This is a genomic window from Streptococcus oriscaviae, assembly GCF_018137985.1.
Taxonomy (GTDB): Bacteria; Bacillota; Bacilli; order Lactobacillales; family Streptococcaceae; genus Streptococcus; species Streptococcus oriscaviae.
The window spans coordinates 1,187,364-1,203,998 of sequence record NZ_CP073084.1; the positions used below are offsets into that span (position 1 = coordinate 1,187,364).

The following is a 16,635-nucleotide window of genomic DNA, read 5'->3' on the forward strand; positions in this document are numbered from 1 at the left end:
TTGGGAGTCATATCATGAGCTATACTTATCATCTTGTCTTTAAAAAAATACAACAACAAATATCAACACCAGTATTAATAGCCCTTCAACTGGCACAAATTATCATGTATACTGCCATTGTGTTTTCCATTCCTAACATTATCGAAACATTGCAATATGGATACCGATATCTGATAAACTTTGGTATAATCCTTCTAGTTTTACGAGGAGTTTATCTGTACTCCAAATATAAAATATATTCACTCACACCAACTATAGAGAACGATTTTGATAAAGCAGACAGACAATTACTTATAAAAGAAATTGAAGAATCATTAAAAAAGTATGTTGATTTTGCGAAATGGAGCTGTGGAATCTTAGCCACTGTGCTTGCTTTGGTCACAAATATATTTGTGACTATTTTTATAAAAAGCATAGATGACATTGTAAGCCCTCTACAGAAACAAGCTATCATTAATGAGCTTTCACAAGCTACACAAAATATTGGTGACATTTTTATCGTATTTTTCGTTTTAGTTATCTGTATTCTTGGCATTGTCTTATTGTATTATTTTATTTTACAATTACTAACTTACAACCAAAGACTTGTTTTGAAAGTCTTGAAAAATTGTGAGTATTCCATAAAATACGATATCGACAGTTTATCTTGGTGGAAAAAGACATTATATTTTATTAATGAACTCTTTTTCCTAGATTACCTTAAAAAAATTCTGTAAACAGAAAATCAGTTCCACAAGCAAGCCAAAAGCCCACAAAAAGGGACAAATGATGGTTGTTGGTTAAGTTGTGCCATAAGCTATAACATAAGAACATACGTAATGAAAAAAATAGCCCCCAGAATGTTAGTCTTACTATCCTTTTTGCAATCTTCATCAATACTTGCCTTACAATCGGCAGGTATTTTTTTATCATAGTCTATCCTCCTCTAGTTCACCTGCATAATACTTTTGGCCATTCGTTGGCTGCCAAATAACATGATAATGTAGATAATTCCTTTTCCTATGGCCATTAGTGCGCTTGTCCAAGCTCCTGTTCGTGCCACCGTCAGCAAATCATCCGTCACAATGGCTGGATAAAGCATGATAACAACAACAAGGATGAGTCCCTGTAAGGCGGCGGCCGCATAGTGTTTGAGAAAACCGAGGCAGATTGGTCTAAGGGCATCCATCATATAACAAGCGACTACAATCTTACCGATTCCCATATAGGTATAGAGGGTGAAGGAACGCAAGAGGATGAGTAGTTTGGTTGAGATTTGGCCGATGAAATCTACGCAATTATATACTGTTTCTAAAAAGGCCTTGGATGCCCAATTTAGATCTGTCCAGCTAAATTTTACCTCATTTTTTATTTCTTTAATCGCTGTTTTTGATATTACTTTGATAATGACATTGAATAACCAGGTTAAAGCATCGAATAGTTCATCCAAGTAAAGGATTAGAAAGACTGCGATAACGTACTTGATAATCTCCTCGAACCATAGCTGTAGGGTTAATTCCCCACCATTGGACTTTAGCTGTTGGTGCCAATTCAGTAGATTGAGACCCATGAAGAGGAGAAGAAGCAACAAGCCCACCTTCTCCATTGCCTCTGAGACTGTACCCATTAACTGATAAGCCGTTGGGTTGTAGTCTTTTAAACTCATGGTTAGTTGGTCAAGAGTAGATTTATCCATCACAACTACCTCACTTTCTTATTAACCAACAATACCTTGTAGCCCAGATGCCAGGGCTGAAAAGAGACCTTTTAATGTAGCACCAAGCAAAGCCCCTAAAATAATACTTTGAACTCCTTTATCTCGCTTATCTTCTAATTCTCGGCGGATACCAATAGCTAGGTCCCAGGCACCCCAGGCAGCCCAACCAAGGCCAATAACACCACCGATGTCTCCAATTTTATTAATAAAATCAACAATTTGATTCATGTTTCTTCTCGCTTTCGTTTTTTAAAATGAAAAAAGACACTAAGTATCGTTTCTTAGTGTCTTTCGTATAGTGGGATGACCGATTAAAGGTCATCTCGTGAATAAATGGTTAAGGAGAGGGCTGTAATGATGGCAAGGACAACGATAATCGTTGTTTCCCACCCGTAATAAATCGGAACTCCATGAGGGAATACAAATGTAGACATGAGATTATTAAACCACTCTGGAGCTGGAATTTCCTTCCGAGTTAGCAAACCATATCCTTGTATACTAAATCCCAAAAGGAAGAATACTACCACTTTAAACACAAACCAACCAATTGCTGTCACAATCAGGCTCTTGATTAAGTTAAAGATAAACAACAGAATCATGAGTGGTGTTGTGACAAGCAGAATAGCTGTTCGCATAATCAAGTAGGGAAGGTTCTTTAGACCAGCTAATAGAGCCCCACCTAACCATGTTAGGCCCTTCTTCCATTTCGCTTTAGAAGGAACGGCTTGAGGGGTTACTGGAATAGGTTTACGTGGTTTATGGACATAATATTTATATCCATTTTTTGTCACTTGTGCTTCCATAGTAGGTTCCTTTCTCATCCGTATCTCCCTCTCCTTTTTTGATTTATTATACCATAAATCAAGAGGGAAAACTAGTTGTTTTCGTCTTTACGTTTACGTAGTCCAAGAAGACTTGTAAACAAGGTTACTACACCTGCAATTGACAAGCTATAAGAAGCCGCATCACCTGTATTAGGCAATTGTGCTTTAGCCGGTGCTTGTGGTTTTGGAGCTTCCGGTTGTGGTGGCTCAGGTGTGTTCGTCACAACCTTGTTTGAGATAACAGGGTTACCATTGACATAGAGTGTGTACTCATTGACAACTTCTCCTGAGGCAACTCGTTTCACTGTGATATAGCCATCCGCACCGAATGCCTGGTCACGTGGAATTTGTGCCAAGAACGCTTCCTTGAAACGAGTCTCAAATTTGCCTGTTTGGGCATTGTAGACTGTTTCTGTATATGATGATAAGTCATCACCTTTCTTGATCACTGTTCCATCTGGTAGTGTAAAGTCAACCTTAGCTTCAATCACAAATGATTGGTAGTCATCGTAGCTGTGTTGGAGAAGGTCCACAAAGCGATACTCTTTAATATCGTAGCCACGTCCAGCAGGAATCACCCAACCTTCTAGCTTGTAAGTCACAAGGTCACCAATTTGGATAGTACCATTATTAATAGACTTACCGTCCTTATCCAGCACATCCTTATGGACGACGAGTTGTGGTACTTCGTTTGTGACGATGTTTCCGTAGTAGCCATTTCCAAAATCTACTTGGAATGTTTGGTTGGTAATGGTACCGACAAAGTCTTGTTTCATCTTGAATGACAAGTTGCGGGTAATATCTAAGCCTTGTTGGACGTAGGCCTTGTAAAAGGCTTCAGGGTTTTTAGCCACCCAGAGATAGAACTCACCTACTGGGCTAATACCCGAGTCTTTAATCAGCGCTTGGAGTTTTTTATCTAGGCTGTCTTTCGAAAGAACGTGAATCATATCAAACAGTTCACGGACATCATCTCCGTTGGCAGCTGTGATAGAGTTGACTACTAAGGAAGTACCGTCAATCGCTTCATCTAGGTAGTCATCTACGTACAAGAAGCCTTTTCCAATCGCATGTTTAGAAGCTACAATCCCTTTGTATTGATCAAAGTCTTGTTCTGCCACATAGTTTAGGACGGTGTTTGGTAGGACAGATTGACCGTTGATAGAGTTTCCTTTGTCATCGACCACATCTTTCTTTGGCTGGATGAGGTTATCGTCTGGAGTTGGATTTTCTCCATTTGGTGTTTCTGGAGTACGTGGCGTTTCTGGGTCGTTTCCTGGTGTGTAGATAACAGGAATGTTTGAGACCACCTTGTATTCGCCTTTAGGAGTAGCAATCAAGGTTGTAAAGGTATTTTTATACGTACCGCCATCATTGATTGGACGACCAACGAAATAAGCTAGTGGAATCGTCACATCTTGGTCACGTTTCGCATTAAGGTAGTCAAGCGTTGCTTGTGTAGCTAGTACAGTTGCCTTGCCGTTTTCATCATAGCTGATGGTCCAAGCTGTGTTTTTCGCTTCTGTCGCTTCACGGTCAATCTCAAATCCTGCTGGGAGTGGATCAAGCATGGTATAGCTAGTGACTACTTCACGACCTGCGACTAGTGGACTGTTTGTCAATACCCAAGTTTGAATCGAGCCCTTTGGAACTAGTTTACCATTTACATTGACACCATCTTCATTCACTACAGCTTTAATATTGGCTGGAGTTTGTTTGACGATAACTGGATGAACAGACACTGAATAAGTTTTCTTCTCAGGAATTTCTTTGGTGTTTGGTGTTCCTGGTTCTGGCTTTGGAATATCAACTGTTTTTGGTTGTGGAGGAGTTGGTTCTTCAGGAATCGTTATAATGAATGTCGGTACTTTCATATTGATTGAATAGCCAAAGTCACCTACTGCAACTGCGTTGGCATTTCCACCAGCAGAGTTATGTGTTTCAATGATAATGTCTCCTGCCTTGTAAGCTGTAAAAACTGCAACACCATCCGGAGTAGAGCTTGTCCCAGCTAACGCACGACTGTCACGAGCTTTTCCGTAAGTGTAACCTAAATCTTCACCTGATTTGACCGTACCTTGATCAAGTGCTGTCAATCCACCACCAATCGAAAGAATTAGGGCGTGTGGTAAACGAGTTGTCTGCCCACCATCTGTATCAACTGCGACATAACTCCAAAAGTAAGCATCATCTGAACCCTTGACACGATAATAGCGACGCAGACCATCTGCAGGGCGGTTTGTCAACCAATCAAAACCATCAATGGCATTGATAGCTCCGTCTTCATTCCATAAGACAACCCATTCTTTACCAAATGACGTTTCTTCACCATATTTTTCAAACTTGACTTCTAAATCACGACGACTACCATCTGCAAGAAGAATACCATTTGGAATGGTTACCCATTCATTAGGACGAACAGACCACACCTGGCTAGCATTGCCTTTTTCATAGGTGCTGATGCCATCATTTTCTTCTGTATGCTTATCTCCTGCATACAAGCTAGGAGCTCCAGTAGGAGCAACATTTCCCCATTCAACACGAGAAATGATATGAGCATTATCTAAGATTTTGTTGGTATCTTTGACAAGGACGTTATAGCCACCGTTCGGGTCTGCAATATCCGCCCAGCTAGAGACGTTCCCTTGTCCCATAGCTACCAACCTGTTTCCCAAATCCATTGGAGAGAAGTTGCCCCATTTCTCAGATGGGAATTCACCAACTGGAAAACTATGGCCTTGAATACCAGCAGAAGGATTGCCTACATCTTGGTTTTCGATTTGAGCAGTGATGGCATCATACTCTGCCTGAGCCTGTGCATTATGAGCTTCTCTAGCTGCTTTATCTCGATCATAGACTGCCTTGGCCTTATCATATTCTGCTTTGGCTTTAAGATAGTCTGGGTTATTGTAATCAATGACTGTTTTTTGTTTTTCCCACTCCGCAAGAGCTTCTTGGTATTCCCGCTCTACTCGCTCAACTTCTGCCTTGTTATATTCTTCTGCTTCTTTAATGGCAGATGTATTCGCTTCTTGCTTGACTGTAGCTTCTTGGACCGCTTCTACTTGTTTGGCAAGATCTCCTTGAGCCTGGTCTAGGTTGTCGTAGACGATAGGTTTACTGTCTTCAGTAACGGTAACCCCTGCTTCTTTAGCATCAGTCACAACCTTGTCTAGCTCAGTAGACGTTACAGGACTTGTCAATTCACCTGTTTTCTGACCTGTTTCTGCCTGAGTCGCTAGACTTTCAGCTGATGGAGCTTCTTGTACTGTTTCAAGGTTGGTGGCAGGATTAGGGTTGACGACCTCAACTGCTGGAGTCGTTTCTGTCACAATTTCATCTGCGAGAGCCACATTTGAAAATACTGTAACACCCATGAGCGTCACACCACAAGCTAGGCCTTTTGCCCATTTTTTCTTACGGAAGAATCCGTGACCTTTGACATCTTTTTGATACATACTCGTATCTCCTTTACTTTATTTGATTTTTCTTAGTTTAACGACATTTCGGTCAGTATTGTTTTTATGGATTAGATTGATTTTTTACGATAGTAGCCTATTGCACCTAGTAGGAATGTTCCAATTAGAGCGAGGAGAGATTGTGCTTCTCCTGTATTTGGCAGGGTCTTCATCTGACCATCCGCTGTTTTGACACTAATAGTCTTATCCTTGTTTACGACTGCGCCGATGGACTCCGCAGAAACGGTCGCTGTTGACCCATCCGCATAGCGAATGACTGGCTGGCTATTGTCCGTACTGATGATGGTATAGCCAGTATCTGTCACAATAGGTGTATCTGGAGTGACTGTTTCTACTGGTTGTTTGGTTTCTGTCGAGATAGTTCCAATTTGACTCTCACCCTTATTAGCCGCTTCTTCTGCGGTTTTAGGTGGGGTAGGAGTGTCAGGTTGTGGAATATCCTGCTTTGGTTCTTCCTTTGGGGTGTCTGGTGTCGTAGACGGTTCAGTTGGTTGGGTAGGAGTTTCCTCCTTTGGTTGATCCGTAGACGGAAGCGTTGGGTCTACTGGTACAGTTGGTTCTTCAGGAGTTGTTGGTTCTTCCGTTGGAGTTGTAGGTTCGACTGGTTGACTTGGCTCAACTGGAGTCAGAACGTCTGTACTCGGTTCTGTAGGTGTAGATGGTTGTGTGATGTCAATCGGGGAGGATGAGTCAATCGGAGTTGTTTCATCTGCGAAAGCTACAGCACTATTTGACAAGACAAGTGCTGATAGTGTAAGCATAGAAAGTATGTTCTTTTTGTTTAACATAGTGTTACCTCAATATTTGTTTTTATGTTTTGATTAGTTAGGACGGTGATACCCTTTTCCAGTCAAACGTAGGATAGACTGGTTCTTATAGCGTTCTCTTCTTGCAATCAATATATGATCACGCTTGATGGTTCTAATTTGTCGATAGAGCTTCTGAAATGGAATCACTTCCTCTACCATTTTTAGCTCTCCATCCACAATCGCTCTTCTTGGAGTTGTACCATAATTTGGACGAAGGGTGACAACCTCACCTGTCAATAGATACGCTGTTACATTCCCTTGACCTCCTAACTTTCGTAAATCAGAGAGTGTCATCTCTCTATCTGGTCTTATTTCATTCATGACAATTCTCCTTTTTTTGGATTGAATGAAAGGCTGCATTTACAGCCATGCCGAAAGCTCCCGTAGAGCTTTGCCGTGTTTCATGCGCACGTTTTGAGTCTAAGAAAACGCAAACTCTTACTAAAGCAGGACACGTCAACTAGCTTTAGTCGTGTTGTGGCTGGACTAGATATCCTTTTCTAGTTCGTTACTCGCCCCCATTTTTCTTTTATCCATAGCCACGCTGTATCAGGGCAAGCCTTGTATTTGATTGTCAATGTGCTGTAGTTTTATGACGTTTCGGTCAAGTCGTTATTTTTGCACGGTATCTGCTGGAATTTGTATGCCCAGCAGATCAGATACGGGGACTTGGAAGAAGGTTGCGATTCTCTCTATGTTTTCTACATTGGTTCGACTAGCTCCCCTTTCCCAATTTGAAATTGTTTCACGTAGTACTCCTATCTTGTCTGCCAGTTCCTGTTGACTTAATCCAGCTTGTTTTCGTAGGGTTTTAATGCGTTGTGCAGTATGTGTCACAAGTAGCTCACCCCTCTTTCTTTTTCCGTGAGAAGAAGACGAGACTAGCTAGAGCTAGACCGAGTACGGTCAAGGAAGAAGTTTTCGTTCCTGTAGCTGGTAGACTAGCTTGTGTGGTCTTTGTTGGTTGAGAGATTGGTTCGGATGTTTGTGTCGGTACTTTCGGAGCTTCGGATACATAGCCTGTGATACGACCTGTTTCATCCACAACTGGAACTGGTTGACCCCCTTCACGGATAATAGTCTCATACTGTTTAGCTAAGTCTACTTGACGCTGTGCTTCAAGGACGGCTTGGTAAGCAGATAGGACAGTTTGGTAGTGATTGGATGCTTTCACTTCTTCTTGTTTCAATTCAGCTAGTGTTTCAAGCGCTTCTGTCAAGAGGGCTTCTTTTGCCTTTAGGCTATTTGTAGCTTGTAAAAGATGAGCTTTAGCGTTTTCTAGTCGAGCAGGAGCTTCTTCTAGCTTGACGAGATAGGCTTGCGCTTCCTTCAGTGTTGTTTGAGCAGTAGAGAGTTGGGTTTGAGCAGCCACTACGTTTACTTGGGCAGCTTCTAGTTCTGCTAGTACTTGATTCAGTTTATCTTGTTCAATAGACAGTTGTTCTTTAGCTTTATCTAGAGTAGCTTGTTTTTGAGTCAAAGTTTGTTTGACTTTAGCTAGATTCGCTTGTTTCACCTTGACATCAGCCTGTAGGTTAGCTAGGTTTGCCTGTGCTTCTTTGTGTTCCACTTCAGCCTTTTGAACAGCTTCTTGGGCCAGTACAAGGTTAGTTTCAGCTTTTGGTGTCAAGATTGGCACTGTATTGGCAGTTGCCAGTCTTGATTGAGCAGTAGCTACTTGTGCTTGTGCAGCTGTCTGTTCGTTAAGAGCCTTTGTTTTAGCTTCCTGAGCTTGGTTATTTGCGGTAGTCGCTTGGGTAAGACTTGCTTGAGCTTGGTGATAATTGGCCAAGATTTGATCACTTGTGTGAGGATTGGCAATAGCTGTTTTATCAAAGCGAGTTTGGTCCATAACTTCTGAATCAGCGACAATCAGAAAATGTACTGCAGTCATTCCCTTAGTGGTCGACAGATCCACTCCAAGATACATATCTTGTCCAGATACACCAGCAATCGATAGAGCGTGGAGATACTCCATATCGCTAAATAGAAATGAGAGGAGAGCTTGATAGATCGAGCGCTTAGCATTCGCTTTGGTCATCGTTTTTTGTTGGATGCTTTCTGCATAGAGGTTCTCATAAATTTGGCTTCCTCTCTCCACTCGTTCATCTGAGATAGTAGTTAGACCCATTGTTCTAGCTGCGTCATTTATAGCTTTTGCATCATGACCTTTTTTCCCAATTTGTTCTAAGTTCCAATTATCTGCCACATAGCTAGTTGCCACTCTATTCGCAAATTCTACAGCTCCCAGAGTCACAACTGTTTCTTGTGTACCAAGGGCTCTACGAACCTGATTCAGCAAATCAGAAGCAAATAGAGATAGTTCAATCCGTTCTGCTTCTGTGAGGTTGTTGGTGTCCAGTACGACTGTCTCATCATTTGGATTGACTTTAAAACTGTTTTGTTTTCGTAACGTAGGTGCAAGGGCAATAAGTTGAGTAAATGAGGCATTGTCGTACTCTTTGCCATACTCTTTCAGAGCAGCGATGTACTCAGAACTGAGTGTGATAGTATTGATACTATTTTTCTCGTTTTCTGCTTCTTGAAAGGCAGTTTGAGCTGTAACAAGTTGCTTAGCTGTTTCCTCTGCCTGGGCTGTAGCCTCGTTGGCTAGCTGTGTTTTGACATCAAGTGTTTGATTTGCCTGAGTAAGAGCTTGGTTAGCTTCTTCGATAGCTGTTTGACGGTTTTCATCTGCCAGTTTAGCAGTAGTCAATTCTGTTTGAGCTGTAGTTAGAGCTTGTTTGGCTTCTGTTAGTTGTTTTTCAGCTTGTTCAGCTTTAGCGACAATTTCTGCCTGACCTGTACCATCTAGGATAGCTTGGGCTGTATCGACATCTTTTTGTGCTTCTGTGACAGCTTGTGTCTTCTCATTGACATCTGCCTGAGCAGTTGATACAACAGCTTCTTGGTCTGTGACAGCCTGCTGGGTACTCTCTTCTGCTTGTTTTTTGTCTTCTAGGTTTTGACTAGTTTCCGTAACAGTAGCTTCAGCTTGGTTGATTGTTTCTTTTGCCTTAGAGATATTTTCAGGTGTAGCTTGTTCAACAAGTTCTGCGGCTTCGACAAGCTCAGTCTGGGCTTGATTGACAGTCTCTTTAGCTTCGTCAACATCTGTTTGAGCTTGGTTCACCACTTCTTCTTGTGCTGTTACAGTTTGGTTAGCTTTATCTAGTTCAGCTTTAGCGGTTGTCATGTCTGCTTCTGTGACAGTAACTTGTTCGCTTGCGCTTGTTTCCGCAACTGGTTTTGGTTCAATTGTTTGTGGTACTTCTTCTGCATGGACCACTTCACGGCCTGTAGATAATACTGCGGTTGCGAGGGCTCCTAATACGGTTAATTGTTTCATGTTCTTTGTCTCCTTTAGTTTGGTTGTCGGCTGGAATGATAATCTTCCATCTCTTTCTCTAACTGTGCTAGTGCTTTTTTCTTCTCCTCGGGCGGTAAATCAAATATCGCTTTTGGGATGGTGATGTGTTCACCTTCTGTATTTAATATCATCTGGCTTCTCCTTAATTTGGTTATTTTATTTTCGTTGTACTTTCATTCGTTGCAGGGTCTAGCTGATTGACTATAGCCAACTCAAATGTTTGTTTCTCAGTAGCTGGAAGCTCAGAGATAGTCTTGTATGGGCTTTGGTTGGTTTCCCAGGGACTGCTAAATAGAGCCAGGTTTCTTTCTCTCCTCTTAATGAATGTAGCGTAGGTTTGAGAGAATTCGCTCAGGTCAAACCGTTCCTCATAGTCTCTTATTCGGTCAGATGGTAGGGAGAGATGGTGCGCAACAATGACTAATCGTTGGTTGGCATAGGGCTGAGGAATTAAGGTTCTTAATACTGTAAAACTCTGTGATTGACTCCTGTAAGAAAATGAGAGCTTCACATCATATTGAGTGTAAGACATAGTGAAATCATCTATCACATCGGTAGTGGTCACTGCATACTTCTCGAAGTAAGTTGATCGTTCGACACGAAGCTGATGTAAAGCCTGATCTAAGTTATCGTATAGACGTTTAAGGTGTTTAGAACTGAATGAGATACCGATGAGAAGCGAGAAGATTATCAAGAGAAACATCTTAGGGAAGGTCGGCGGATGGAAGATGTAAGTGAGTAAAGATAGGCTAATTCCAAATGCAAGACAGAAGGTTAAAAAAATCTTTTTTGTCGGGTGAACACAGTTTTCAAATTGTTTTCGTAGGTCTTCTTTTCTCATGTTTGACCTCCCTCATAAAAGCGTTGAGCGTTTAAATGAGCCACTCTCCTGACTTCTGCTTGTCTTTCTGTTTTGAGGTTTTCAAGCATTTTTAATAGATAAGCGAGAGGACTCTCACAGTCAACAGGGACTCTGTCAATCATATCTAGTACTTCTTGACTCGTTACCCAGTCATTATCTAGGTACTGTCCAATCATCATTTTTTGCTTGTGGGTTAAGTGATAGTTCTGAGTTTCTCCAGTAAACAAGTCAATCTGACAGAACTTTCCGTTATAGCGATCAGCTATTGTTTGGAGGAGAGAATAATATTTTGGAGGGATATATTTTTCAGATTGAGAACGGGTCAGTGTGAAATTGGGTTGAGGAGAGGGAGGAATTTCGTCAGAAATTGTCTCGCTCTTTCTAGAACTATTACTATTACTTATGTAATTCTTAATTATTTTATTCTTACTTGGTTCGGTATTTCCGACTTCTTGAATTCGGTTTTCCCGACTTCTTGAGTTCGGAATTTCAGAGTTCTTGAAGTCGGAATTTCCGACTTCAGAAAATTCCCAAGGGTTTGGGGCTTCTTCGAAAGGTGTATCTAATAAAACTGGGTCAGACACAACATTTTTAGGATACAGTCTATTGGGTTGTCTTAGTCCTTGTCTCTCTTCGTCTAGTAGATGGTACTTTATCAGATCTTTCTTTAACTTGATAATCTTATCTTTCTTATAACCGGTATCCCTGATTAATTCTTCATTCGGATAGATAACATATACATCCCCATGCTCATCCACAAATTTACCGGTATCCTTCGCTGTTTGGATGGACAATTTTAAACGGTCATTGATCAGCATATATAGAAATTTTGCTTCTGCGCATAATTTTTGATAATAGGCTATTCCTACTAAAACTTTTGGGAGTTGGTAGTGAATCTCACTCGATTGTATTTGAATTAAACTTTTTCTTCCGTATGCCATCCTAATCCCCCATGCTAAATTTTTGTAGATTACAACCCAATTGATTATCTGATGAAAACGCAATAATATGTTGGGCTTCTAATAGGTTTATGATTGCATTAGCCTCCCATTCAGTCAGATTCCTTAACTGCATTGTTTCTTTCACTAATTCTTGTCTTGTCATGTTAGTTCCTCCACTAAATCAGGATTTTCGGTATCATTTTCTGCTTCTTCCCACATTGGAAATAGTAAGTAAATTGCCATTTCTTGGTGCGAGAATGTCATTGTTGTTCCGATTCCATGTTCCCATTCCTCGAATTTCTTTGACTTTGGCAACCAATCTTTAGTAGCTCCAAAATCATAATGTTTGGGTTTTTCATCACTGAAAATGAACTCTAAGCAACCTAAGAAAGTCAAACCATCTTCCATCATTTGGAGCATCGTAAGCCAACTCCAAATGATTTTGGACTTTTTCAATGATCTTACTTTCCATATTCTTCCTCTAAGTTATCTAGTTGTAGAGCTTGTTCATAGGCTTTCCAAAAATCTTCTAGTTTCCCACTTAGCGGCAATTCCCCGTAGTCAATGTAGCATTGGATAGCTTCATCTAGGTTAGTAGAATTAGTTCCTGCAAATGGTACAGTTTCTAAATCGACTGCGGTATTGTTAAGTATGGATGACTTTAGTCGTTCTAATAGGATAGCTCTACTTCTAGCATCTTTTAAGGTGCTTAAAAATAATTTTCTATCTGTAATAGCCATATCAGCTTATCTCCTTCTCAGGTATCAATTGTTTTAATTCACTAGGGAAGGCATTTTCTACCCAATCTTCAATCATTTTATCTATTTCTTCTTAGGTCATAACATTTAACCTTTTCCAACTTCTCACTTCAGCAAGCCCAAGTAATTAAAAATCGAATACATTGATGCCAAAGCATTTATTACAAAGATAAACAAATCTAACAAATAGGGCTCTCTCTTGTGATAGTTACTAATGAACATGGGATAGAAAATAAAAGCAAAACTAATGTTAAAAATAATCAATGGGTTCATTTGTCACTCCTAAAATTACATAACCATTCCTTAAAACAGCAAAGTCTGACAACACATAGGTTACTTTTCTAACAATACATCGGCTTGTATAACCTTTTTGGGGATCATACTCTCTCAATAGTAGTTCATCCCCAACCTTAAAATCTCGATCGTTATACCGACATTCAAAAGGTTTCGTACCATCTTTGACCGCTTCAAAATACTGCGGATAACATTTCAACATATGTTGTGTCATTTACTTTTCTCCACGTAAAGGTTTTATATTATACTTACAAGCTCTTCTTCAGTCAGTTTCCAGAAACAATGACTGCAAAGAGTTCTGTCTATATCCATCCACCAGCAAGCTCCATGAATAGAATCAATACATGGCGTATTCCAAGTACAGCCACATATCCTACAAATTCCTGTTTCCATATTCTCCCTCCTCGTAACGTTTAAGAAAAACAGCCTCGAAAAAATCCAAAGGAGAGCCCGAAGTTAACAGTAAAGGATATTCATCTTCAGACAAATCATGATCGTAAACTTCTAACATAACTTTCTTAGCTTTGTCGTAACCCAATCTACCTATTTCTGCTATAGGGTTAAATATACCAACCTCCGTATCTTTAATATCTATAGGAATACATTCATATATTGGTTCAGTCTCCTCAGCAGGTATCAATCGTTTCAATTCACTGGGAAAGCCATTCTCTACCCAATCTTCAATCATCTTGTCTATTTCTTCTTGAGTCATAACGTCTCCTTATTGTGACTTTCTTTATATATAATTCATCAACTCCGGATAAAACTCCAAGGTTAGCCACAAGGCTTCTTCATAAGTTAGTTGACTAACATGTCCCCAAGTATGATTCCTACAGCGTTGATAATAGGGATAGCTCCCGTGTTTATTTTTAGGACGTAGTTCATGGATAGCATCTTCTCTCTCATTCCTCCAAAGTAAGCTAGAAGGTTTGTAGTAATAACCGTTTCCTAGCCAAACTCTCCCTAAATTATCATATGGGGATATTTTTACTTCTTCAGTGTGTGTAATAATATTTTCCACGACTTCAATATCTTCTAAATCATCTTGACTATGATCAATAACTTCAAAAATTTCTAATGTATCTAAATTCATTATGATTTCAATTTGATTTGACATCAGATAAAGCATCCTTTCAATATTTTGAGCAAGCAAAAAAGAGAGCAAATTCATGCTCTCTTAGGCTAATGAGGTATTTTATTGTCGTTTTCCCAAAACTCTAGACACTTACCCGGTTCATCCTATGTAAAAAATAGAGAAACTTCCCATAAAAAACCTGTCTACCTCAACCTATTTTTGTTGGTCAGCGGTCTGTAACTGCTGTGTGTTTTTCTATCTAAAAAGAGGACTGCTGCCCATTTTGAGCTGCAGAAGCCTCTATAATCGTTTACCACACCCGTAAGCGATCTTCTGGTTTTACATACATGGGATCACCTTCTTTGACATTGAAGTCTGTATAGAATTGATCAATTTGGTTGACAATGTTGTTAACCCGGTATTTAGCAGGTGGATGCTCATCGCTAATGTTGGCAATGGCAAACTCTTTGGTAGTGACTTCACGCCATGCTCTGCCATAAGACTCAAAGACTTTCTTCGTATCGTAGCCTTTTTTCTGAGCAATATCAATAGCAACCGTCAGGCCACCGAGATCCGCCATGATTTCACCGGTTGAAATTTCGCCATTGACATAGTAGCCTGGAGCCACCTCCAGTTTAGAGTAGATATCTGCTGCCTGCTGAACCTTTTTGTTGAATTTTTCAAGATCTTCTGGCTTCCACCAGTTGACAAGATTGCCATTTTCGTCAAATTGGGAGCCAGCCTTATCAAAGGCATGGGAAATTTCATGACCGATAACAGCCCCGATTCCGCCCAGATTTTCTTCTGGACTGGCTTTTGGATCGTAGAGAGGAGCCTGTAAAATCCCCGCTGGAAAGACAATTTCGTTGTTAGTTGGGCTGTAATAGGCATTCACCGTGTGAGAAGGCATGCCGAACTGCGACTTATCAAAAGGCTTGCCAAATTGCCCCATCTCTTCACGCAATTCAAGTGTTTTTACCATATCGAAGTTAGAAAGAAGACTTCCCCCTTCTTCCTTGGATTGGATAGCAAGTTGTGAGTAATCCTTCCACTGGTCTGGATAGCCGATTTTAACAACCAATGTATCTAGTTTTTTCAAGGCCCGCATCTTGGTTTCTTCAGACATCCACTGCACTGCTTTGATTCGCTCTGCATAAGTCGCTTTAATCTCTTGAACCATAGATAGGATATTAGCCTTGGATTCTTCTGAAAAATGGTGTTTAACGTAAACTTTGCCAATCATATCGGAGAAATTTGCATCAATGGCCGCTTGAGCAACTTCTTTCTGACTCGGAGTATCTACCGCACCGGTTGCTACGCCGTCGTATTTCGCTTTTGCCTCGATTAAATTGCTTGACAGATAAGCATTGTAATGGGCAATCACACGATATTGGAGCAGAGCCTTAAGAGCGTCTAAATTCTTTTCTTGATAGAGTTCATTTAATTTTTTTAGAGCATCTGGATCTGATACGACTGTCGTTGGGGCATTCTGAAGTCCTAACTCAGAAACCAACTCAGCAATCGGTAGGTTGGGAACCAGTGCTTTGACCTCATCCCAAGTCTTCTCGTTATACATGGCTTCAAAGTTATTGGCTTCTTCTTTTGGCCGTTGCACTGCAGCCATCTCTTTTTCCAAATTAAAGAGGAGATCTGCCTTAGAAGAGGCTTCTTTTGAGGATTCTCCTGACAAGCTAAACACTTCCTGCAGATAGGCTTTAAAGGCTTTTTGATTTTTCAATGAAAATTCATCTGTGCCATCATAATTTTCTTTTGGAAAACTTAACTCGTGAGGGTCAACATAGATGGTGTTTTTGTTACTGTCTTTTATATCTTGAGTAACGTTTATATGAAGCAAATTGCGGATGTTTTTGCCGTATAGGGCCACCAGAACCTTGTTGAGTTCTTCCATGGTAGAGGCTTTTTTAATCTCCTCTAGATAAGGCTTAATAGGCTCTAACCCCAATTTGTTGCGAGTATCAAAATCGGCTGCCAATCGGTAAAAATCAATAAGTTTTTTCTCATCACTACCAGCTTGCAGCTTGGAATAGTCCATATCCAGCTGGTCAATCATCTCCTGTATCGCTTCTTGCGTTTTCTCAGAGAGTTGACTCAGATTATCTATTTGCGATTCACCGGCACCTAATTTTGTATCTTTCAACCATTGCGCGTTGATGTAAGAATGAAAATCCGTCTGTGGTGTTGCTTCACCTGCCTTGGGAGCCGAGGAATTGCTTGTGCCACAGGCTGCCAAAAACGTCGCACAGGCGACTGCTACTAATGAAGATTTTAGGGTTTTTCTCATGTTTCTATCCTTTCTTTTTATTGTTAATGTGCTTAGTACCACCGTTTCATCACCATACACATCCTCCTTTAGTAATTAGCGGTCCTAAACGACTCTTTCATCGATCTGCCTTATAAAAATTTTAACATTTATATCTGCTTTTTCTCTGTTGCCCATCTATTGATTCTCTTATTTTTTCAAGTAAGCCTAAATGATTGGAAATAAAAAACACCTACCCGAAGGTAG

At 40.5% G+C, this 16,635-nt stretch carries 19 protein-coding genes; 1 reads left to right on the top strand and 18 read right to left on the bottom strand.

Going from position 1 to position 16,635, the window contains the following annotated elements:
• Positions 1 to 14 precede the first annotated feature (14 nt).
• A complete protein-coding gene (locus INT76_RS05980) occupies positions 15 to 716 on the top strand; it encodes a hypothetical protein (protein ID WP_212569620.1) in 702 nt (233 codons plus the stop codon).
• Positions 717 to 925: 209 nt separating this feature from the next.
• Here INT76_RS05980 and INT76_RS05985 read toward each other — a convergent pair whose 3' ends face one another.
• The 18 genes from INT76_RS05985 to INT76_RS06070 all read right to left on the bottom strand — a co-directional run bounded on the left by INT76_RS05985 (position 926) and on the right by INT76_RS06070 (position 16,410).
• Entirely contained in the window at positions 926 to 1,675 is a 750-nt protein-coding gene (locus INT76_RS05985; RefSeq protein WP_212569621.1) for a hypothetical protein, read from the bottom strand.
• A 21-nt stretch (positions 1,676 to 1,696) separates the two neighbouring features.
• Positions 1,697 to 1,924, bottom strand: coding sequence for a hypothetical protein (locus INT76_RS05990; protein WP_014638017.1), 228 nt, complete (start codon positions 1,922 to 1,924; stop codon positions 1,697 to 1,699).
• Between the two features lie 83 nt (positions 1,925 to 2,007).
• Positions 2,008 to 2,517 (bottom strand): hypothetical protein, encoded by a 510-nt coding sequence (locus INT76_RS05995; protein ID WP_212569622.1) that lies wholly within the window; start codon positions 2,515 to 2,517, stop codon positions 2,008 to 2,010.
• 53 nt (positions 2,518 to 2,570) lie between these two features.
• A complete protein-coding gene (locus tag INT76_RS11045) occupies positions 2,571 to 5,978 on the bottom strand; it encodes an SspB-related isopeptide-forming adhesin (RefSeq protein WP_249116133.1) in 3,408 nt (1,135 codons plus the stop codon).
• 71 nt (positions 5,979 to 6,049) lie between these two features.
• Positions 6,050 to 6,760 (bottom strand): LPXTG cell wall anchor domain-containing protein, encoded by a 711-nt coding sequence (locus INT76_RS06005; protein WP_249116134.1) that lies wholly within the window; start codon positions 6,758 to 6,760, stop codon positions 6,050 to 6,052.
• A gap of 60 nt (positions 6,761 to 6,820) precedes the next feature.
• Positions 6,821 to 7,129 carry a hypothetical protein gene (locus tag INT76_RS06010; protein WP_212569624.1) on the bottom strand — a complete coding sequence of 103 codons (309 nt, stop codon included), beginning with the start codon at positions 7,127 to 7,129 and terminating at the stop codon, positions 6,821 to 6,823.
• Between the two features lie 291 nt (positions 7,130 to 7,420).
• Positions 7,421 to 7,645, bottom strand: a complete 225-nt coding sequence (locus tag INT76_RS06015; protein WP_212569625.1) for a helix-turn-helix domain-containing protein — start codon at positions 7,643 to 7,645, stop codon at positions 7,421 to 7,423.
• Positions 7,646 to 7,652: 7 nt separating this feature from the next.
• Entirely contained in the window at positions 7,653 to 10,157 is a 2,505-nt protein-coding gene (locus INT76_RS06020; protein ID WP_212569626.1) for an SEC10/PgrA surface exclusion domain-containing protein, read from the bottom strand.
• Positions 10,158 to 10,171: 14 nt separating this feature from the next.
• Positions 10,172 to 10,309, bottom strand: coding sequence for a hypothetical protein (locus INT76_RS06025; RefSeq protein ID WP_212569627.1), 138 nt, complete (start codon positions 10,307 to 10,309; stop codon positions 10,172 to 10,174).
• A gap of 20 nt (positions 10,310 to 10,329) precedes the next feature.
• Positions 10,330 to 11,019: a hypothetical protein gene (locus tag INT76_RS06030; RefSeq protein WP_212569628.1), complete on the bottom strand. Its 690-nt coding sequence runs from the start codon at positions 11,017 to 11,019 to the stop codon at positions 10,330 to 10,332.
• Positions 11,016 to 11,981, bottom strand: coding sequence for a replication initiator protein A (locus tag INT76_RS06035; RefSeq protein ID WP_212569629.1), 966 nt, complete (start codon positions 11,979 to 11,981; stop codon positions 11,016 to 11,018). Before INT76_RS06035 ends, INT76_RS06030 begins: the two co-directional genes overlap by 4 nt.
• 1 nt (position 11,982) lies before the next feature.
• Positions 11,983 to 12,144, bottom strand: a complete 162-nt coding sequence (locus INT76_RS06040; RefSeq protein ID WP_212569630.1) for a hypothetical protein — start codon at positions 12,142 to 12,144, stop codon at positions 11,983 to 11,985.
• Complete coding sequence (locus tag INT76_RS06045) at positions 12,141 to 12,392, bottom strand: hypothetical protein (protein WP_212569631.1); 252 nt, start codon at positions 12,390 to 12,392, stop codon at positions 12,141 to 12,143. The genes INT76_RS06040 and INT76_RS06045 overlap by 4 nt, the downstream gene beginning before the upstream one ends.
• 50 nt (positions 12,393 to 12,442) lie before the next feature.
• Complete coding sequence (locus tag INT76_RS06050; protein ID WP_212569632.1) at positions 12,443 to 12,721, bottom strand: hypothetical protein; 279 nt, start codon at positions 12,719 to 12,721, stop codon at positions 12,443 to 12,445.
• A gap of 268 nt (positions 12,722 to 12,989) precedes the next feature.
• Complete coding sequence (locus INT76_RS06055) at positions 12,990 to 13,247, bottom strand: DUF3850 domain-containing protein (RefSeq protein WP_212569633.1); 258 nt, start codon at positions 13,245 to 13,247, stop codon at positions 12,990 to 12,992.
• Between the two features lie 159 nt (positions 13,248 to 13,406).
• Entirely contained in the window at positions 13,407 to 13,745 is a 339-nt protein-coding gene (locus INT76_RS06060; RefSeq protein WP_212573077.1) for a hypothetical protein, read from the bottom strand.
• Between the two features lie 24 nt (positions 13,746 to 13,769).
• Positions 13,770 to 14,150 (bottom strand): hypothetical protein, encoded by a 381-nt coding sequence (locus INT76_RS06065; protein WP_212569634.1) that lies wholly within the window; start codon positions 14,148 to 14,150, stop codon positions 13,770 to 13,772.
• Between the two features lie 268 nt (positions 14,151 to 14,418).
• Entirely contained in the window at positions 14,419 to 16,410 is a 1,992-nt protein-coding gene (locus INT76_RS06070) for a M13 family metallopeptidase (protein ID WP_212569635.1), read from the bottom strand.
• Between the last annotated feature and the right edge of the window lie 225 nt (positions 16,411 to 16,635).